Genomic DNA, 20021 nt, shown 5'->3' with positions numbered 1-20021 from the left:
AGCTAAACGAACTTTCTCGAACTTTCTCGAAATCTCTTTTACGCAGTGACAATTGTGTGAAGCGCCCATTTTAATGACCAATACAAACCAAGCTCCAGCGCAATCTGATCATCGGCCACAGCCCCGCTATGCGCTTTATTTCGCGCCAATTGCCAACGCCCTGTGGTGGAGCGCAGGCAGTCATTGGTTGGGTCGCGATGCTGCGACCAATGCCTCTTTACCGCAAGAAAATATCGTTGAGATATCGCCGACTGCTTTACACCAACTAACGACCGATGCGCGCCGTTACGGATTTCATGCCACGCTCAAAGCGCCATTTAGATTGGCTGAAGGTTTTTCAGAAAGCGATTTGATCGCGATGGCGCAGGCCTTTTCCGGCCTTCAAAACTCACTGGAAGTAAAAGCAGTCAGCATTCAGCCGCTAGGCCAATTTTTGGCGCTTCAAACAACGGATCAACCAACCAAAGATCGCATCAGTGCATTGGCAACTCGCTGCGTACGCTATTTCGATTTACTGCGCGCCGCGCCGTCGGCGGCGGAGTTATCCAAACGTCGTAAAACAGCATTAACGTCACGCCAGGAAATCCTCTTAGCAGAGTGGGGTTATCCCTACACAGAGGAGGAGTATCGCTTCCACTTAACCCTGACCGATGCATTGACAAAACTTGATGCCGACACTGTGGACGTCATTCGCCATGCTGCGGAAGTATGTTTTTCGCAAGCCTTAACAACCCCATTGATCATCGACGGCCTGACGATTTTTAAAGAACGAGCGCCCGGGGAACCGATGACGATCTTGCGGCATTTTCCCTTTTTGAATCGACCCGATCTACAGAGCGATCACACTTCACCTCTTCCCTATTCAGGACGTTTATTTTTTGTCGTAGGTCCTTCAGGTGTGGGAAAAGATGCGCTATTGCAATGGGTGCAGACGCAGCTGTCGGACGATACCGGACTCGTGTTTGCGACCCGCTGTATCACGCGCGCGGCGCATGCCAGCGAGAGCCATGAAGTGCTCACCCAAGAAGAATTTTTGCAGTACTCGCAGGCCGGTCATTTCAGTATGGCCTGGCAAGCGCATGACACCCATTACGGTATTCGTCGCGAGATAGAGGCAACCTTAAAATCCGGTTGCAACGTCGTCGTCAACGGATCACGAGAATTTATACCGCAATTGCGTCAGTTATTTCCGCAGGCGGAGATCATCTGGATCTCCGCCGATGCTGAATTAATCCGTCAACGCATTGAAAGCAGACAACGCGAAAACGGCACGGCGCTGGAACAGCGTTTGCTACGCAGCGAAGAATTCAATCCGCAGGAAATAGAAGGCATCACGCACATCGATAACAGCGGCGCAATTGAGGTTGCAGGCCGTCAACTACTGAATATTTTTCAGCCGGGCGACCTGTCGCTATAAGACATTAGCGACGGTAAGTTGCTGCTCTCCACGCCATTGCAGGCCTGCGCCTAGTGTCACAGGCTGTTCAACCGCAGCAGATTCGATACAGACAAAATGTTGATAAGCATCATCTTCCAGGTCAGCAATCGCCGCACTGCCTTCGCTCCACGGATTCCAGACGACAACATCAGAAAAACCGACTTGTTGCATCGTCATCTTGCTGTTATCGCTGATTAACGCAACCGGCGTATTGACCTGAAAAAACAGGCTATCGACTTCCGCATTGATGTGTAGCAAGCGATTGCTATCGAACTGCAACGCGCTATCTCCCAAGCTATTTTCATAACGCGATTGCGCCAGTCCATGGATCGCCGCCTGTGCAATCTGCGTGGATAAATACGTATGCAAAGCGCAGGTAAAATCGAAAGCTTGCGCGCCAGTATTGGTGACAAATAATGCCGTGTCCAAAGATGTGCCAGAAAAAGTGAGATGCAGATCGAGTGTGAATTTATGCGGAAATTGCAGTCGCGATTCGGTTGAATCCTGCATCGTCAGATGTATAAATCCCTCGCCATTTGTACGTACTTCCGAAGCGATCAACGCCCATTGTGTATTCCGTGCGAAGCCATGTTTCGGCAACGGCCCACGGCTGGAAAATTGCGGAAATACAACGGGAATCCCACCGCGAATTGCTGCATGTCCATCCCACTTCGTCAGAGGGCTGAGGAATAGGCGTTCAACACCGTCCGGTGTACGCCATGAGCAGACATGCGCGCCATGCAATGACACAGAAAGTTGCGCGCCGTCGGCGGAAGTGAGGGAGTGAAGGTCGGATGGCATAAGTGCGGCTTTCAGTTGCGGTTAGGATGCCTGACAATTTACCGTATTTTTGTCCTCGGAAAATAGTCATTCCTGCCCTATTTCTGCTAAGAAACGAGAAGCATGCAACCTTACAGCGGCAGCGAAAAACTAACCCCATGCTGCGCAAAGCCATAAGTTTCATAAAACCGATGCGCATCCATCCGCTTCAGATTCGATGACAGCGCAATTTTGTAGCATCCCGCATCATCCGCCAATTTGCACGCATGATCCAACATCACGCCGCCTATCCCCTGCCCGCGGCATTGGCGACTGATGACCACCGCATCCAATACGGCTTGCTGACTGCCGTCGTGAGCCAGACTGCTAAAGATCAATAAACTAAACGTACCGACGACGAGATCATCGGCCAGCACCAGAAATACGCGAAAATCCGGATAGTCGGCCATGCGCGTCATAATTTGGCGTGCACCGTCAGCCGTGAGACGCACCGCATCTGGCGGCAGCGCATCAATTTCTTCGATTTCATCCATTTCGGCAAGCAAAACTACTAACGCTGCAGCATCGTCTATAGTCGCAAGACGTACTGAAATGGCGGGTGAATACGGGGAATTTGTCGATGAGGATGTCATAGTATGGGAAGCCCGATGAAGGAAAACTGTAGGCGTCCAGAATATCAGTTTATGAAAAAAAGTCGGGCCTAAGCCCGACTATCACCCTGAAACCGTTGCAACCATATCCCGCAAAAAATGGGCGCGATAAAACCTAAATGAATAACTTTCGTAGCCTTGAAGATGCCAGATCGATCACCGTGACCGTCACCACAATCATCAGTAATACGCCACAAGTCTGCGCGTATTCAAAGCTGCGAATCACTTCCCATAAAATCACGCCGATGCCGCCCGCGCCGACCATGCCGACCACCGTTGCAGAACGCACGTTTGCCTCGAAACGATACAGCACGTAAGAAATCCACAACGGTAAGACCTGTGGCAATACGCCGAAGACGATCTCTTCGAGGGCATGTGCGCCAGTGGCGCGGATGCCTTCGACTGGCTGTGGATCAATAGCTTCAACCGCCTCAGAAAACAACTTGGACAGCGTACCGGTTGTGGCAACAAATAGCGCCAACACGCCTGCAAATGGCCCTAAGCCGACCGCCACCACAAACAACATTGCAAACACCATTTCGTTAATGGCACGCGCTGCATCCATCAACCGGCGCACCGGCTGACTGATCCAGGGCGGTGCGATATTCGATGACGCCAATAAGCCGCACGGCACCGCGCAAACAACGGCTAAAGCAGTGCCCCAGACGGCGATCTGCAATGTCACCAGCATCTCTTCCAGATAGATTTTCCAGTCATGAAAATCGGGCGGAAAAAAGCTGGCAGCATAGGTCGCCATGTTGCCACCGTCACGCAACAATTCTAGCGGGCGCATATCCGCGCCTTTCCAGGATGCGGCCAGAATTGCTATCAAAATGCCCCAAAACAGCGTGCGCCCGATAGGTTGCTTTGGTGGCGTCGGCAGCGCGTTGCGGGGCGCAGCAGCGTGCATTTTCGGTGGCGCTAACGTCGTCATTTTAGGCTTTGGCCAATGCGCTTAATTTACGATTGATATCGTCTAACTTGGCTTTCTTTTCATCGGCATTCAATGTTGCATCAGCTTCAATTTTTGTTTTGTCTTTGAACAATTCAAGCTGACGCACTGGCGTTAATTGCGCATCGTTGGAATCTTTAAAGCCGCTAAATTGCAGTTTTTCCAATTGTGCTTTTTCTTGCGCAGCGTTCGGGCCGGTCTTGCCATAACTCAAGAAGAAATCTTTGATTTTTGTCTTTGTGGCTGGTGCTAAATCTTTACGCCATACCAACGGATCGGAAGCGATCAGCGGCGATTTCCAGATAACGCGGACTTTGCTTGCGGTCTCTGGCAGACGGGCTGTAATACGGTCCATGGTGTCGGACGCGAACACTGCAGCATCGACCTGTTTGTTGGCAACTGCGAGAATATTCGACTCGTGATTAGCGCTGCGAATAGTTTTAAACGCGGTCTTTGAATCGAGATTATTTTTTGCAAAAATATAGTAGCTAGGGACTAAAAATCCGGAAGTGGAATTAGGATCGCCGATACCGAAATTCAGGGTCTTTGCATTTTTGATCAGGTCGTCTACGCTTTTAAGCGGGCTATCCTGATTCACGCCAACCAGGCTGTAATAACCTTCAGAACCATCAGGATTGACGACACGTGCGAAAACTTCACCACTTGCACGGTCGACGGCTTCCATCGCTGATTTATTGCCAAACCAAGCCATTTGGACTTTACCGAAACGCATACCTTCGATGATGCCGGCATAGTCAGAGGCAAAAAAACCATTCACTTTCATGCCGATTTTTTTGCTTAATTCATCCAATATCGGCTGCCAGTCTTGCTTCAGATTTTTCGACGATTCTGTCGAGATGATACCGAAGTTGATGACCTTGTCTGCCTCTTGCGCGTGCACTGCAGAAGTACCCGCTGCAAGTACAGCAAAAGCCATCGTGACAGTGGAAATAAGTTTTTTAAACATAATGAAACCCTTGGCGTTAAACAGTGGGATTGTTATTTGCAGGGCATAGTTGCCCGACATCGAATGCAGGTAATTCTTTAGCGTTCAGACAGCGACCAGCGCGGGAGCAGTATCGAAAATCGTTGGCACGTCGACTCTGGGCCGCGTCAATTTATTTGAGCCACCAAGAATATCTTCGGCTTCGGTGCCATATAACTCGCGCAACATTTTCTCCGTCAACGCGCTCGATGGACCGTCGTAGACCACGCGCCCTTTGCTCAGCGCCACGGTGCGTTGGCAGAAGCGTAAAGCGACATCCACCTGATGCAGCGACACGATCACGGTGGTGCCATCTTCACGATTAAGATCGGCCAGTGTTTGCATTACGCGACGTGCAGATTCTGGGTCGAGGGAAGCAATCGGTTCATCGGCGAGGACGATTCTGGCCTTTTGCACGATGCTGCGCGCAATCGCAGCGCGCTGTTGCTGACCGCCGGATAAAGCAGAGGCACGTTTATAGGCGTGGTCCGAAATGCCTACACGGGCGAGTGCAGCCAGACCCAAGGCTTTTTCTTCAGCGGTAAACAGTTTGAAGCAGCTGCGCCACAGCGGCATGCGCGATAAGCCGCCGGTCAGCACATTAGTCAGCACAGGCAAGCGACCGACCAGATTAAATTGCTGGAATATGAAACCGACGTTGGCACGCACAGCGCGGATATTCCGATTGATCACGCCATTCTGTTGCACTGGCTGACCGTCTACCCGCACTTCGCCGCCACCAGCATCGGCCGCCATCAGCCCGGATAAATGCCGTAGCAAAGTAGATTTTCCCGAACCGGAAGCGCCAATCAGGGCGACCATTTCGCCGGACTTGAATGTGAGGCTGACATGATTCAAAGCTTTAAAACCGCCGCGAAATGTTTTCGACAAGCCGTTAATTTCTAGCATCATTTTTTTCACCAATCGGTGGAACAACGAGGGTGCTCGCATCTCAACATGCCAGCCTGAATGGACGGAGTATCACTACCAAATGTGTCAAGCGTATGAATAGACGATGACGTTTTGATGACTATGGGAGTGTGGTTTGGTGTGACGCGAGACTGGATTAGCAGTGGAAAGAATGCTGAGAAGACGCCGAATCTGGATGAAAAAGGGGGATGGGAGAAGGTCGAAAAAACGTTGAAGCGCAGGACGCCGCCAGCGGCGATCTGACGCAAAAAAGTCTGCTGTCAGTTATTTTTATCACAGCCATTACAATCCGGGATTGCCTCGGATTGTAATGGCTGTCGATCAGGACGCTTCCTATTTCAAGACAATTATTGGCGCTAATGTAAGCCGTTGGCGTACTTGTATAGCGACATCTTCCGCTGCCGAACGCGTATCAAATGGTCCAGCGTATAAACGGTAAACACCGCCGACAGAAACATCCTCTACCGCATTTAAGAGACCCGGTAATTGCTGTAACAAACGTTGCCGTTCCATTTCTGCATTCGGTTGGCGCGAGAACGCGCCCAGCTGGAGGTAATAACCTTGTGCGAGACTGGCGCGCGACGTTGCTACCGCTGACGTGTTGGTGGCCTCTCGCTCTGCAGCGTTGTTACTTCGATCAGATAACACTTCTGTCCGGTTGGCCTCCTGTATTGCGCTGTCTAGGGTACGGGTGTCGGCCGAGGTGACCATCGAGACCGTGCTGATTGGAAAGCTCTGTGGCGCATCGGCGGGCGACGTCGAAGCTTGTTTGTTCATCGCCAGAATGTCGGCTGGCAGCAAGCGCTCAACTTCCAGCTGACCGCTGCCGCTTCCCAAATAGCCTAATCTCAACGCGGCTGTATAGGACAAATCGATAATACGGCTGGAATGGAACGGTCCCCGATCATTGACCCGCACAATCACTTGTTTACCGTTTTTCAGATTCGTCACGCGGGCATACGAGGGAATGGGCAAGGTCGGATGGGCGGCGGTCATCTTGTACATGTCGTAAGGCTCGCCGGAGGAGGTACGTTGTTTGTGGAATTTCTTGCCGTACCAGCTACCAACGCCGCGCTGAACAAAGGGCTGATCATCCGTCAATGGCGTGTAGGTTTTGCCAAATACGACGTAGGGTTTATTTCCGGTACGCGCATAGGGTTCGATGGTCGGGACCGCATCGGCTGCATTTTCTAAGCCAGCAGGAATATCATCGCCGGGGCCGTCATCCTTGTAATAACCACCGCGACCGGAACTGGCCGGGGGTAATACCGGTGTGGCGCGTGCCGATGACGACGGCTTGCTCTTTATGGCAGTTGGTGATGCCCCCGATTCCGCCACTGGCGGCGCAGTGCTACAACCGGCCAGAATGAGGATTAATGCGACTATCGGCAGCGATGCCAAGGTGTGCCAATTTATTGTTACCGGGAATTTGACATACTGCTGTCGAGAATAGAATCGGACGTTGCTAAATGACATGGCGCTCTCCTGGCACTCGGATGAATTGGGTGGATGCGAACGCATGCTGGCAAAAAAATATGCAAACGCTGAACCAATATTATGCGGATGACAATCAAAGTCATCCGTCAATTGACAATCGGAATGCATCTTTGGCTAAATGCGGAAGCTGATTTCAGGGACAAAAATGACCCCTGAAGATTGTCGTCGCTGCCAATAATAAAACGATATTGGCCGCGCATGTTGGTTTGTCGTGATGGGTTGCTACAACGACTACATGTTTAAATACTAAGTTTGAATCAGTTTACGATGACGTTGGATGCTCATTAAAATGCCTGCACCCAAGCCCAGCGTAACTAACGCAGTGCCGCCATAGCTCATAAATGGCAGCGGTACACCCACGACTGGCAAAATGCCACTGACCATACCCATATTGACGAAAGCATAAGTAAAGAAAATCATTGTGATGGAACCCGCCAGCAAACGCGTAAACATGGTTGGCGCGTTGGCGGCGATCATCAATCCGCGACCGATCAGTAACACATAGAGGAATAACAATACCCCGTTGCCAATCAAACCAAATTCTTCCGAGAACACGGCAAAAATGAAATCGGTGGTGCGTTCCGGGATAAATTCCAGATGCGACTGCGTTCCTTTTAACCAACCTTTGCCAAATATACCGCCGGAACCGACTGCAATAGTTGACTGAATAATATGAAATCCCTTGCCGAGCGGATCGGAAGTCGGATCAATCAACATCATCACGCGCTGCCGTTGATAGTCATGCAATACGGTCCAGAGCACCGGCAAACTTGCGCCGGCTACAACTACCAGGCCGATCAAAACGCGCCACGATAAACCTGCCAGGAAGATCACATAAAATCCGGCTGCCAGCACTAGCGTACCGGTACCCAAATCCGGCTGCCGGATAATCAAACCGACGGGCACCACCAGCAATAGCGCCGCAACAATATAGTCGCGCCAAGTAATCATGCCTTCACGCTTCTGGAAATACCACGCCAACATTAACGGCATGGCAATTTTCATGATTTCGGAAGGTTGAATCACCACGCCTAAATTAAGCCAGCGGCGCGCGCCCTTTTTGACCATGCCAAACAGCGCCACCGCAATCAATAGCGTGACGCCAACGGTGTAAATCGGGACGGCAAATCGCATCAAGGTTTGCGGCGGAATACTGGCTGCGACCCACATCACCACAAATGCCACCAGAATATTGCGCAGTTGATCTTCAACCCGGCCCGGAAAGTCGATCCCGGCAGAGTACAGCGTGACGATGCCGACCGATAAAATCAGAAAAATAATCAGCGATAACGCCCCATCAAATATCGCAATATGCGATTTAAGCAGACGCCACCACGAATGTTTGGGAGACAAATTCATTATTCAGTTCTACGTAAACGACAGAAATACTCCAGACCGATTCGGCCAATTCAATCCGATGTCACTCAATGCGATGTCATTCTATGCAATACCTCCCGGATTACTCACGATTGCCCGGTGTTTCGGCACCGGGTTTATAGCTTTCACCGTCGCCATTATCGGGTTTAACCTCATCGGCGGGTTGCTCATCCATGGCGGGCATCACTACGCCGGGTTTATCTTTGTCGCCGGGGCGCTTGCCGAGTAAGTAGTAATCCAGCGCTTTCCGCACAATTGGCGCGGCCGCTGCGGCCCCAAAACCGCCATTTTCCACGATGACGGCAATCGCAATCGTTGGCTTATCGGCTGGCGCAAATGCGGTGTACAAAGCATGATCGCGGAAACGCTCACCGACGGCATGAGTATTGTATTTTTCATTTTGCTTGATCGTAAACACCTGCGCAGTTCCGGTCTTGCCACCGGACTCATAACCGGCCCCGGCGAACACCCGGGCAGCCGTACCGGCATGCGTCACGCCGACCATCGCGCGTTTGATGAAATCGATATTTTCCTGCTTTAACGGAATCCGAAAGCTTTCTTTGGGCACCGTTTCAGTATGTTTATGGGTCACGCCATCTTCAAGAATTTTGACTAGATGGGGCTTCATGACGATCCCATTATTCACCAACGTAGCAGTGGCATGCGCGATTTGCAGCGGTGTGAAGGCGTTAAAGCCCTGTCCGATACCCAATGAAATAGTGTCACCGCCCTGCCATTTTTGGCGCGCAGCTGTTTTGTAGGCAGCGCGCTTCCAAGCGGTCGATGGCAACAGGCCACGGCGCTCATGCTCCAGATCGATACCAGTGATTTGACCGAAGCCGAACGGTTTCATGAAATCATGGATCGCATCGACGCCCAAATCATTCGCCAACATATAGAAATAGGTATCGCAGGATTCGACGATGGCCTTGTACATATCGACCACGCCGTGACCGCCGACTTTATCATCGCGGAAACGATGGCCGCCGAGCATGAAAAATCCCGGATCCCGGATCGACTGTTGCGGTGTACGTTTGCCGAGTTCCAGTGCCGCCAACGCCATAAATGGCTTGTAAGTCGATCCCGGAGGATAAGCGCCGTTCATTGGCCGATTGATCAATGGATGGTCTGGCGAATTCAGCAACTCATTCCAACTTTGCTGATCGATGCCATCGACGAACAGGTTTAAGTCATAAGTCGGCTGCGACACATACGCCAGAATATCGCCGGTAGTGGGATCGATGGCAACCAGCGCGCCGCGATGGTCGCCAAATGCTTGCTGCACTATTTTTTGTAATTCGATATCAATCGAAAGAATCAGATTATTGCCGGGAATGGCCGAGGTCCGCGACAAGGTCCGCACCGCACGTCCACTCGCAGAAATTTCGATTTCTTCGTAACCGGTGGTGCCGTGTAGTTGGCTTTCATAGCTCTTTTCGAGGCCTTCTTTGCCGATGTAATCTGTGCCTTTGTAATTGGCGGCATCGTCACTATCGTCGATAGCCTCGGCATCTTTTTGACTGATACGCCCGATATAGCCGATGACGTGGGCCGCAACATCGCCCAGTGGATATTCGCGGAACAACCGCGCTTGCACATCAACGCCGGGAAAGCGATAGCGCTGCACGGTAAATTTGGCGACTTCTTCATCCGTTAATCGCGTGCGGATCGGCAAGCTGGCAAAGCTCTTGGAGTCATCCATCAGCTTTTTGAAGCGCCGCCGGTCTTTGGGTTCAATGTCGATCAGTTTTGCCAAATCATCAATGACATCTTCAAGTTTGCCATTAATTTTAGAACGGGTAATTTCCAGCGTATAAGCGGAGTAATTCCGCGCTAATACGACACCGTTACGGTCGAGAATCAAGCCACGATTTGGCACTACGGGAACCAGCGAAATCCGATTTTCCTCGGCCTGCGCGGCATAGGTTTCGTGCCGCACAATTTGTAGCCAGACGAAACGCGCTACCAAAAGGGAGAAGCAAATCAGCACGAACAACACCGCGGCGGTAATCCGCACCCGGAAGTTATGAAGCTCGCGCTCGGTATTCTTAAATTCTGTCATGGGATGTGCGCCGTTGGTTACGAGCGCGGAGAATAGCCGGGACAGCCGTAAAACCGGCCCGCTTAAACAACATAATCGGCGTCATCAACATGCTTAGATCGGACGGTTATCATCACGATTAATGGCGCGTCGTTGCGGTGCCAATAATAGCCAGCTGAGTATCGGCCATAGCAGCATGCTGATCAGGCTTTCGGTGAAATACATCCAGCCCGGAAACTTGCCGCTAATGATCAGTCGCAATACTAACTGCACCGTTTGCGTCAACAATAACAATGGGAATATATGCAGCGCCTGACCAAGCGGCGAAAACCATAATACGCGCCGATGAATCATGATCGCAAAATACGAAAGAAGTGTGTAGGCCAACGCGTTTTGCCCTAACAGCGTGGCATCGTGCACGTCGACCAAGAGGCCCATGCAAAAAGCGATGACGATACCAATTTTGCGCGGCTGATGAATGCTCCAGAAGACCAATACCAATGCTACAAAATCCGGTATCGCTGGCCATTGTCCCCAAGGCATTAAATTAAGAAAAAATGCCAGCAGCAACGTCAATGCAATAAATAGCGGATTCGCCGGTAATAAAATATAGTGCGGTCGGCTCATCGGCCACGCTCCTGCGGATTCTTGCGCGTAGCGCTGGTTTTTGCATCCTCGATGGCGGCTTTCGCAGCTACTTTGGCGGCGTCTTTATTGGCTTCGATATCCGCTTCTTTGGCCGCTTCTTGCGCTTTTTCTCTCGGACTATCGGTCAAACGTCGCTTGCTCAAGGTGTCCACTTTGCCGTTACTCGGCTTCACGATGTCGTCAGGGCGTGCTATCGGATTGGGATCGACCAGCAAGATCAGCAATTGCTTATGGCGATCAATCCCTGCGGCAGGTTCGCACACAATATGCGCGAAGGCGTCGGCGGATTTGTTTTCAACCAGAACGACTTTTGCTACCGCCAGACCCGGAGGATAAACGCCATCAATGCCAGAGGTGACAAGTACGTCGTCTTTTTTGATATCGGCATTCGCGGCCATAAAGCGTAAATCCAGAAATCCGGATTGCCCACGACCATACGCGACACTGCGCAAACCATTGCGCAGCACTTGTACCGGAATCGCCTGATCTTTATCGGTCAACAATGTCACTTCGGCGGTGAATGGGAAGACCCGCGTGACCTGACCGACTATTCCTGCATCGTCGATCACCGGCTGACCGGTACGCACGCCTTGCTGCGCGCCGCGATCCATGACTATTTTGCGGGTGAATGGATCACGCGCATCATAGAGAATCTCGCTCATGATAGATTTGACGGGTAGTTGCTGTTGCGCGCCAAGTAATCTGCGCAGCTGGATGTTCTCTACCGCGAGTAATTGGGCTTGCTGAATTTGTTGTGCACGCGCCGCTTGTTCGTTACGCAGTTCGCGGTTTTCTTTCTCGACTGAGGACAGCGAAGAAAAATAATCCACCATGCGATAGGCGGCGTCACGCGGCATCAGGGCAATCGCCTGCACCGGGTACAGTACCGTCCCGACGGCTTGCCGCAGAAGAGTGAGCGCATGCAAACGTGCATCTGCAACCAGAAGTGCCAAGGCGAGTAACGTACAAACGATCGCCTTCACGCGTGCCGAAGCGCCTTGCTTGAAGAGTGGCGGCGGGCTGTATTCCATCGATGGCAAACAGTTTGTCAGTTATAAGGAGCCGGTCGAACTAAGAAAGAAGCGGCTATAAAATTGCCCGAGGTGGTGTATCGTTATTTTTTAATTAATAGTTTTACTATTAACATCACAAAAAACAGCAATAGCCACGCCGGTCATTTTTTCGCTTCGCATTCCGTAGTCCGCCCAACGATTGATTGGGAATATACATCACAAAGATAACGCTAAAACGAAAGGCCGAGCCAGGAATACCCGGCCCAGCCACTGGCGAACTGCCACAAAACCGAAGTCTGGCAGGCAGCACACGTCATCTATAAGAATTACTCGTAAGAGAAAATCGAACCTAGCTTGTCCATTCGTTCCAGCGCCATGCCGGAACCGCGCACCACGCAGGTCAGTGGGTCTTCAGCGACGATTACTGGTAAGCCGGTCTCTTCCATCAACAAACGATCCAGATCGCGCAGTAACGCGCCACCGCCGGTCAGCATCATGCCTTTTTCTGCGATGTCGGCACCAAGCTCAGGCGGCGTTTGCTCAAGCGCATTTTTGACTGCCGAGACAATATTGTTCAGCGGATCAGTCAGCGCTTCCAGAATTTCATTGCTGGAGATAGTGAACGAACGTGGAATACCTTCCGACAGATTGCGTCCCTTGACTTCCATTTCCTTGACTTCCGAACCCGGGAAAGCAGAACCGATGGCTTTCTTGATCGCTTCTGCAGTTTGCTCACCGATCAGCATGCCGTAGTTACGACGGATATAGTTGACGATGGCTTCGTCGAACTTGTCGCCACCGACTCGTACCGAGCCTTTGTAGACCATGCCGCCCAGCGAGATAATGCCGACTTCGGTTGTACCGCCGCCGATATCGACCACCATTGAACCGGTTGCGTCCGAGACCGGCAAACCGGCACCGATTGCGGCGGCCATTGGTTCTTCGATCAAAAATACCTGAGAAGCACCGGCGCCAAGCGCTGACTCACGAATTGCACGGCGTTCTACCTGGGTCGAGCCGCAAGGAACACAGATGATGATGCGTGGCGAGGGTCTGAACATCTTGGTGTCGTGCACCATACGGATGAACTGCTTGAGCATTTGCTCGGTGACGGTGAAATCGGCAATGACGCCGTCTTTCATAGGGCGAATCGCCTCGATATTGCCGGGAACCTTGCCCAGCATTTGCTTGGCTTCTCTGCCTACTGCCTGAATTGTTTTTTTTGCCATTAGGTCCGCCTTGCTGGCGGATGGCGACAACTGAAGGCTCGTCGAGAACAATGCCCTTGTCACGTACGTATATAAGCGTATTCGCGGTCCCCAGATCAATCGCCAGATCGTTCGAAAAGTAACTACGTAAAAATCCAAACATGAATTGTCCTGATGCGCAACAATGGTGCGCTAAGCGTTTTATAGGGGGTATCTAGTGCACATGGGCAGCTTCAGCGTTCTTTAAAAACCTGCGGCCTGACACCATCCAATAGTGATACTTATTGCAATTTACAGCGATGCAATAGTGGCATCACTATTGGCAACAAGCATTTGCAACTTGCGGACTCTGGTCAGATACTGCGATTTTTAAAGCCGTACTTCTGCGACATGCGGCATGGACCCGACATTCTACCTTATAATTTGAACCAGATTGATCAGCAAAAGGCTAGAAATGGTTGCCTTTTACAAAGCTTTAACAAGTTTTTACCGACATTAGAGCATTTCACACAACACTTTAAGCTGCGCCCTTTAGCGCCACCCAAAAACATGTCATTAGCCCTTTCCGACGTTAAACGCATTGCCAATCTTGCACGCCTTGAACTCACAGAAGATCAAGCCACGGCGACGCTGGACAAACTTAACGGTATTTTCTCTTTAGTTGAGCAGTTACGCGCTGTTGATACCACCGGTATCGAACCTTTAAGTCATCCTATCGCCGCGCTACAGGCCGATCTTTCGCTGCGCCTGCGCGACGATGTCGTCACTGAAGCCAATCGTCGCGAAGATTACCAACGTTCGGCCCCGGCAACCGAGGATGGCCTCTATTTAGTGCCAAAAGTGATCGAATAACTTGCTCAACAGAAATATAAGACAGTTGTTGCGCAATTAATTCAATAATTTTGTTGCGCCGTCTCATTATATTTAAAGCATAGCAATGGCATTGGAACGAAAAAGATACATCGAAGCAATTACTTTCAGATAAATGCGCTATTTGCAATCTCTTTAGAATCCCGTTCACCGTGATCTGAATTGCGAGAGAAATAGTCAACCCGTCCTTAGTGTAGGACTTACGCAAAAGTGTTTCGGCAAGCCAACCCGCCTTCGACGACAGGCGGCGCGGCCAGATGAGTTATCACGCCGCCGGGCCGCTTTTGCGTAAGTCTTACTTTTACTCGACAAGCTTATCCCATGCATACAAAAACTCTTAAGCAACTATCAACGTTGTTACACGAAAAGAAAATCTCTTCCGTGGAACTGGCAACCGAATTTCTAGCGCGCATCAAGCAAAGCGATCTGAATGCTTTTTTGCATGTTGATCAAGAATTAACGTTGCAACAAGCGCAGGCCGCAGATCAGCGTCTGGCACAAAATAACAGCACGCCGTTGACCGGATTACCGATTGCACACAAGGATATTTTTGTCACGCAGGACTGGCGCTCGACTGCTGGTTCGAAAATGCTGGAAAATTACATCAGCCCGTTTGACGCCACCGTGGTATCGCATTTTAAAGATGCCGGTATGGTGCATTTGGGCAAGCTGAATTGCGATGAATTTGCGATGGGTTCATCGAACGAAAATTCCTATTTCGGTCCGGTCAAAAATCCTTGGGATAAGACCGCGATTCCAGGCGGTTCATCCGGTGGTTCGGCGGCGGCGGTGGCTGCCCGCTTGACCCCTGCTGCGACTGCCACGGACACCGGCGGATCGATTCGTCAACCCGCTTCGTTATGCGGCGTCACTGGCATCAAGCCGACCTACGGCAGCGTCTCGCGCTTCGGTATGATTGCGTTTGCATCGTCATTGGATCAGGCTGGCCCGATCGCACAAACTGCGGAAGATTGCGCACTTTTGCTCAACGCCATGATCGGTTTTGATCCGCGCGATTCAACCTGTCTTGAACGCCCGAAAGAAGACTACACACGCGACCTGAATAACGATATTAAAGGTTTGCGGATTGGGATTCCTCGCGAATATTTCAGCAGCGGTCTGGCACCTGACGTTGAGCAAGCAGTACGCGAAGCACTGCGTGAATATGAAAAACTGGGCGCAGTGTTAGTCGATATTTCGTTGCCTAAAACTGAGTTGTCGATTCCCGTGTATTACGTGATTGCACCGGCCGAAGCATCCTCAAATCTGAGTCGCTTCGACGGTGTCCGTTACGGTCATCGCGCTGCCGATTACAAAGACCTCGCCGACATGTATCAAAAGTCACGGGCTGAGGGATTTGGCGAAGAAGTTAAACGTCGGATTTTAGTTGGCGCGTATGTTTTGTCGCATGGTTATTACGATGCTTATTATTTACAGGCGCAAAAAATTCGTCGCCTGATCGCACAAGATTTTCAGACTGCGCTGACTGGTCCGAACCGTCTGTGCGATGTCATCATGGGACCGGTATCGCCGACCGTGGCATGGGATTTAGGCGCGAAAGCCGACGACCCGGTCGCCAACTATCTGGCCGATATTTATACGCTCTCTACCAGTCTCGCTGGCTTGCCTGGAATGTCAATTCCTTGCGGCTTCGGTCAGGGCGAAAAAAATGCACGACGTCCGGTCGGCTTGCAAATCATCGGTAGTTATTTTGATGAAGCCAAACTACTCAACGTGGCACATCAATATCAGCGCGTGACCGACTGGCATCTGCGTACACCGGGCTAACCTTTAAGAAAAAAATCATGCGCGCAATCCACATTTTTTTATCGCGGTGCCTGCCGACTGCGTTAGCTCTGCTAGCCATGTCAGCGTTATCCGCACCGGCAAATGCGCAACAGTTGCAGACTAAATTTAGTTGCAACGTGACCCGCGATGAAGGTGGTGAAAAAGTGATTTATTCCGACGGTGGCGAAATCAATCTGGATGGCAACAAGGTGCAAGCGTTTCGCTGGGAGTCAGACCAATATCGTCCGACCCACGGCTTCGATTGCAGCGTAGATGAAAGCGACGAACCGGTCGCTGAGGTATTAGAAGGTAGCGATAAAGATAGCTGGCGCGTCAGCTTGAAAGATCCGGTTGCAGCGCGGGCGCGACGCGGTTTTGACTTCTACAATCATGGAAAAAATTGCAGCATCCGTTTGCAACGCGATGGCGATACTTTACACATCGAACCGACCTGCCCGGCATTGTGCGGCTCAAGGCCAAATTTTACGACGTTGTCGGTGAATGTAAAAACCGGCACCTGTCTTTACGAAGATAAATGAAGCATCGATGCGGCTGAATTGCACACAATTCGCGGCATCCGACCCTAAAAAATAAGCGAGGAAATTATGCAGTGGGAAGTCGTGATCGGTCTGGAAACGCATGCACAGCTATCGACCAAATCTAAAATTTTTAGTGGCTCATCAACCCAATTCGGGGCAGAGCCGAATACACAGGCCAGCCCAGTGGATCTGGCGTTACCCGGCGTTTTGCCGGTACTCAATCGCGGCGCTGTAGAACGCGCTATTCGGTTTGGTCTGGCGGTCGACGCGGTCATCGCTGCGCAATCGATTTTTGCGCGTAAAAATTACTTCTATCCTGATTTGCCAAAAGGTTACCAAATCAGTCAGTTTGAAATCCCCGTCGTGCAAGGCGGCAAGGTCTCATTCATTCTGGAAAAAGACGGCAAGAGTGAAATCCGCTCAGTCCAATTAACCCGTGCGCATCTGGAAGAAGACGCCGGTAAATCGCTGCACGAAGACTATCAGGGCATGACCGGCATTGACTTGAATCGTGCCGGCACGCCGCTCTTGGAAATCGTCACTGAACCGGATATGCGAAGCGCAGCCGAAGCGGTCGCCTACGCCAAAGCCCTGCACGCATTGGTGATGTGGCTAGGGATTTCCGACGGCAATATGCAAGAAGGTTCTTTCCGTTGCGACGCCAATGTTTCCGTGCGTCCAGTGGGTCAAAAGGAATACGGCACGCGCCGCGAAGTAAAGAACTTGAACTCGTTCCGTTTCCTCGAAGAAGCCATCAATTACGAAGTTCAAAATCAAATCGAAACGCTGGAAGACGGTGGCACAATTCGTCAGGAAACGCGCCTCTACGATCCGGACAAAAAAGAAACGCGTTCGATGCGCAGCAAGGAAGATTCGCAAGATTACCGCTACTTCCCGGATCCAGATTTGCCGCCACTGGTGATCAGCCCTGAATGGGTCGAGCGGGTCCGTGCAACGATGCCGGAATTGCCGGGCGCGATGCGTAGTCGGTTTGTACGTGACTATGCGTTGTCGGAATACGATGCTGTTGTCTTGACCCAATCGCAAGCGATGGCCGCTTATTTCGAGGCCGTAGTCGTCAAAACAGGCGCGGAGCAGGCCAAGCCCGCCGCGAACTGGTTGATGGGCGATTTTTCATCGACATTAAACCGTGAAGGCGTCGACATCAGCGCCGCGCCGGTCAATCCGATCCAATTTGGATTGCTGCTACAGCGCATCGCCGACGGCACTATTTCTAACAAGATAGCGAAAGAAGTATTTGCCGCGATGTGGGAAGCCAAGGCTGCACAAGATACGTTGGCTGACGAGATCATCGAAAGCAAGGGATTGAAGCAGATTTCCGACAGCGGTGCGTTGGAAAAAATCATTGATGAGGTATTGGCAGCCAACGCAAAATCCGTCGAAGAATTCCGCGCAGGCAAAGAAAAAGCATTCAACGCGTTGATCGGCCAAGCCATGAAAGCCAGTAAAGGCAAAGCCAATCCGGCACAGCTGACCGAGTTGTTAAAGCAAAAACTGGGTGGCTAACCGATAAAAATCGGTATTACTATTGTACTAATCGACGGGAAATAAATATCTGAAAAGATGGTGTTTGATGATGTGTATTTTCCGTCGATTGTTGTCGGTTATTAGCAACCGCGATCTAATGGAATCAACTTTATTAACGGTTGGGGTCGTTAATCCATCTGATTAACGTATCGGACTATGACCAATTCGTGCCGTGAATTCGTCCACCGCTTAGCGGCTGGTAACAGCCGACTGAGGACGACTCAACCCGCGATAGCGAGCCAGCGTCAGATCAAATTTGGCGTTCGTGTCGACCATATCCTTCTGGTGCGAACGCATATTTGTCTTGCCCTCTTCCAGTACCCGCCTGGCCTCTTCAATTCTCGCCAGAACATCCGTCGGAATTTTTTTATTCTTATAAAATTCAGTCTCGGCTTGCGCTTCTTTTAACTGTTTTTCTGCGTCGGCTATCCAATCCTGATCCCGCTTTATCGTATCCTGCGATAAGCCGAGATAGTAGCGACGCGACGCCTCAATATCGCTCTCATTCCGATAGCGCGCCAACAAGGCTCTATCCTGCTGGCGTTGCTCTTCTATCGCGGCGGCAGCGATCCGGCGCTTTTCTTTTTCCAGTTGCGACTGGCGTCTTTGCTCTGGCGTCAGTGGCGCAGGAATCTCCCGTTTGAGTACCCCGGTCTTGCTGAGCTCGCGGATCACGCGATCGGCGCATTCAGGCATCGGACGATCAGAACTAATCGTCCGCCCGGCAGCATCCTTGCAGGAATAAATCTGACTGCGTGCGGGTAACGGCACGACAAAAATAACCACGAGCGAAAAAGAGGTGGCCCAAGACAAGACAAACACGCCTGTGACGCGCGGCATCAAATCCAGTATCAATTGTTTTTTTCCGCCCAAATCCATGCGCCTCACCACACATTAATTCACTCCGTACCGCGCCCGATATGCCGCCACGGCGTCTTTGTATTGCGCCAATTGCGGGTCTGCACCAACGCTGGAGATATACGTCAGCAAATCGTTCAAATTGCCTATCGAAATCACTGGCAGACCGAATTCACGCCCCACTTCTTCCACTGCGGATTGCGCCGAAAGTGCGTCATCCTTGCCGGAACGCTCCATCCGATCCAGCGCAATCAATACCGCGCAAGGCGTGGCACCGGCTGCACGGATCATCGCGACCGATTCACGCACCGAAGTGCCGGCCGAAATCACGTCATCGATAATCACTACCCGGCCTTGCAACTTGGCGCCGACGATGGTGCCGCCTTCGCCGTGATCCTTGGCTTCCTTGCGGTTATACGCAAACGCCACGTTACGGCCTTCGGCTGCCATCGCCATCGCGGTTGCCGAGGCCAGTGTGATGCCTTTGTAGGCGGGGCCGAACAGCATGTCGAACTCGACGCCCGAATCCAGCAAAGTACGCGCATAAAACTGCGATAACTGCGCCAGCGTTGCGCCTTGATTAAACAAACCGGCATTAAAAAAGTAAGGCGAGGTCCGTCCAGCCTTGGTCACGAACTCACCAAATCGCAAAACACCGGATGCAACAGAAAAAGCAATAAATTCTTGACGTAAATTGTTCAAAATAGGTTCCAGGCGATAAATATGATCAATAAGATAATGAATTATGACAAATTGTGTCGCTTTCTACTCAAAAACGACACTTTACCGCCATTTTAAATGGAGTTCCAATCTGAAGCAGAGGCAATTGCAAGCACCGTGCCCACCTGCAACATTTCATGCTGCGATGCAACTTGTATCCCTGACAAACGCCCCGATAG

Annotated in this window: 18 protein-coding genes and 1 pseudogene; 6 read left to right on the top strand and 13 right to left on the bottom strand. The window is 51.2% G+C overall.

Going from position 1 to position 20021, the window contains the following annotated elements; translation table 11 throughout:
• The first annotated feature begins 73 nt into the window (after positions 1 to 73).
• On the top strand, positions 74 to 1417 hold the full coding sequence (phnN, locus tag C7W93_RS20205; RefSeq protein WP_108442018.1) for a phosphonate metabolism protein/1,5-bisphosphokinase (PRPP-forming) PhnN: 1344 nt from the start codon (positions 74 to 76) through the stop codon (positions 1415 to 1417).
• Here the strand turns inward: phnN and C7W93_RS20200 are convergent.
• The 5 genes from C7W93_RS20200 to phnC all read right to left on the bottom strand — a co-directional run bounded on the left by C7W93_RS20200 (position 1412) and on the right by phnC (position 5717).
• Complete coding sequence (locus tag C7W93_RS20200; RefSeq protein WP_108442017.1) at positions 1412 to 2239, bottom strand: D-hexose-6-phosphate mutarotase; 828 nt, start codon at positions 2237 to 2239, stop codon at positions 1412 to 1414. The genes phnN and C7W93_RS20200 overlap by 6 nt on opposite strands.
• Before the next feature lie 110 nt (positions 2240 to 2349).
• Entirely contained in the window at positions 2350 to 2850 is a 501-nt protein-coding gene (locus C7W93_RS20195) for a GNAT family N-acetyltransferase (protein ID WP_108442016.1), read from the bottom strand.
• Between the two features lie 133 nt (positions 2851 to 2983).
• Positions 2984 to 3802, bottom strand: a complete 819-nt coding sequence (phnE, locus tag C7W93_RS20190) for a phosphonate ABC transporter, permease protein PhnE (RefSeq protein ID WP_225869946.1) — start codon at positions 3800 to 3802, stop codon at positions 2984 to 2986.
• Between the two features lies 1 nt (position 3803).
• Complete coding sequence (phnD, locus tag C7W93_RS20185; RefSeq protein WP_108442249.1) at positions 3804 to 4787, bottom strand: phosphonate ABC transporter substrate-binding protein; 984 nt, start codon at positions 4785 to 4787, stop codon at positions 3804 to 3806.
• An 84-nt stretch (positions 4788 to 4871) separates the two neighbouring features.
• Positions 4872 to 5717, bottom strand: coding sequence for a phosphonate ABC transporter ATP-binding protein (gene phnC, locus C7W93_RS20180; RefSeq protein WP_108442015.1), 846 nt, complete (start codon positions 5715 to 5717; stop codon positions 4872 to 4874).
• A 114-nt stretch (positions 5718 to 5831) separates the two neighbouring features.
• On the opposite strand from phnC, the gene C7W93_RS24685 reads away from it, so the two are divergent.
• Entirely contained in the window at positions 5832 to 5978 is a 147-nt protein-coding gene (locus tag C7W93_RS24685) for a hypothetical protein (RefSeq protein WP_161539966.1), read from the top strand.
• 90 nt (positions 5979 to 6068) lie between these two features.
• On the opposite strand, the gene C7W93_RS20175 is transcribed toward C7W93_RS24685, so the two are convergent.
• The 6 genes and pseudogenes from C7W93_RS20175 to C7W93_RS20150 form a co-directional block, all read right to left on the bottom strand.
• Complete coding sequence (locus C7W93_RS20175; protein WP_108442014.1) at positions 6069 to 7211, bottom strand: septal ring lytic transglycosylase RlpA family protein; 1143 nt, start codon at positions 7209 to 7211, stop codon at positions 6069 to 6071.
• A gap of 267 nt (positions 7212 to 7478) precedes the next feature.
• Complete coding sequence (gene rodA, locus C7W93_RS20170; protein WP_108442013.1) at positions 7479 to 8591, bottom strand: rod shape-determining protein RodA; 1113 nt, start codon at positions 8589 to 8591, stop codon at positions 7479 to 7481.
• Positions 8592 to 8691: 100 nt separating this feature from the next.
• On the bottom strand, positions 8692 to 10671 hold the full coding sequence (mrdA, locus tag C7W93_RS20165) for a penicillin-binding protein 2 (RefSeq protein ID WP_108442012.1): 1980 nt from the start codon (positions 10669 to 10671) through the stop codon (positions 8692 to 8694).
• Positions 10672 to 10764: 93 nt separating this feature from the next.
• Positions 10765 to 11277, bottom strand: a complete 513-nt coding sequence (gene mreD / locus C7W93_RS20160) for a rod shape-determining protein MreD (protein ID WP_108442011.1) — start codon at positions 11275 to 11277, stop codon at positions 10765 to 10767.
• Positions 11274 to 12329 carry a rod shape-determining protein MreC gene (gene mreC / locus C7W93_RS20155; RefSeq protein WP_108442010.1) on the bottom strand — a complete coding sequence of 352 codons (1056 nt, stop codon included), beginning with the start codon at positions 12327 to 12329 and terminating at the stop codon, positions 11274 to 11276. The genes mreD and mreC overlap by 4 nt, the downstream gene beginning before the upstream one ends.
• A 308-nt stretch (positions 12330 to 12637) precedes the next feature.
• Positions 12638 to 13682, bottom strand: a pseudogene (locus tag C7W93_RS20150) (rod shape-determining protein).
• 386 nt (positions 13683 to 14068) lie between these two features.
• Between C7W93_RS20150 and gatC the strand changes: the two are divergent.
• From gatC to gatB, 4 genes are all read left to right on the top strand, one after another.
• Complete coding sequence (gene gatC / locus C7W93_RS20145; protein WP_108442248.1) at positions 14069 to 14371, top strand: Asp-tRNA(Asn)/Glu-tRNA(Gln) amidotransferase subunit GatC; 303 nt, start codon at positions 14069 to 14071, stop codon at positions 14369 to 14371.
• 339 nt (positions 14372 to 14710) lie between these two features.
• Positions 14711 to 16177, top strand: coding sequence for an Asp-tRNA(Asn)/Glu-tRNA(Gln) amidotransferase subunit GatA (gatA, locus tag C7W93_RS20140; RefSeq protein ID WP_108442009.1), 1467 nt, complete (start codon positions 14711 to 14713; stop codon positions 16175 to 16177).
• 17 nt (positions 16178 to 16194) lie between these two features.
• Positions 16195 to 16716 (top strand): hypothetical protein, encoded by a 522-nt coding sequence (locus C7W93_RS20135; RefSeq protein ID WP_108442008.1) that lies wholly within the window; start codon positions 16195 to 16197, stop codon positions 16714 to 16716.
• Positions 16717 to 16779: 63 nt separating this feature from the next.
• Complete coding sequence (gene gatB, locus C7W93_RS20130) at positions 16780 to 18243, top strand: Asp-tRNA(Asn)/Glu-tRNA(Gln) amidotransferase subunit GatB (RefSeq protein WP_304598577.1); 1464 nt, start codon at positions 16780 to 16782, stop codon at positions 18241 to 18243.
• A gap of 210 nt (positions 18244 to 18453) precedes the next feature.
• Here gatB and C7W93_RS20125 read toward each other — a convergent pair whose 3' ends face one another.
• A complete protein-coding gene (locus tag C7W93_RS20125) occupies positions 18454 to 19143 on the bottom strand; it encodes a DUF4124 domain-containing protein (protein ID WP_108442006.1) in 690 nt (229 codons plus the stop codon).
• Between the two features lie 15 nt (positions 19144 to 19158).
• On the bottom strand, positions 19159 to 19824 hold the full coding sequence (pyrE, locus tag C7W93_RS20120) for an orotate phosphoribosyltransferase (protein WP_108442005.1): 666 nt from the start codon (positions 19822 to 19824) through the stop codon (positions 19159 to 19161).
• Between the last annotated feature and the right edge of the window lie 197 nt (positions 19825 to 20021).

This window comes from Glaciimonas sp. PCH181, assembly GCF_003056055.1.
Taxonomy (GTDB): domain Bacteria; phylum Pseudomonadota; class Gammaproteobacteria; order Burkholderiales; family Burkholderiaceae_D; genus Glaciimonas.
The sequence above is the reverse complement of the archived record's forward strand: the minus strand, read 5'-3'. Positions and strand labels throughout refer to the sequence as shown.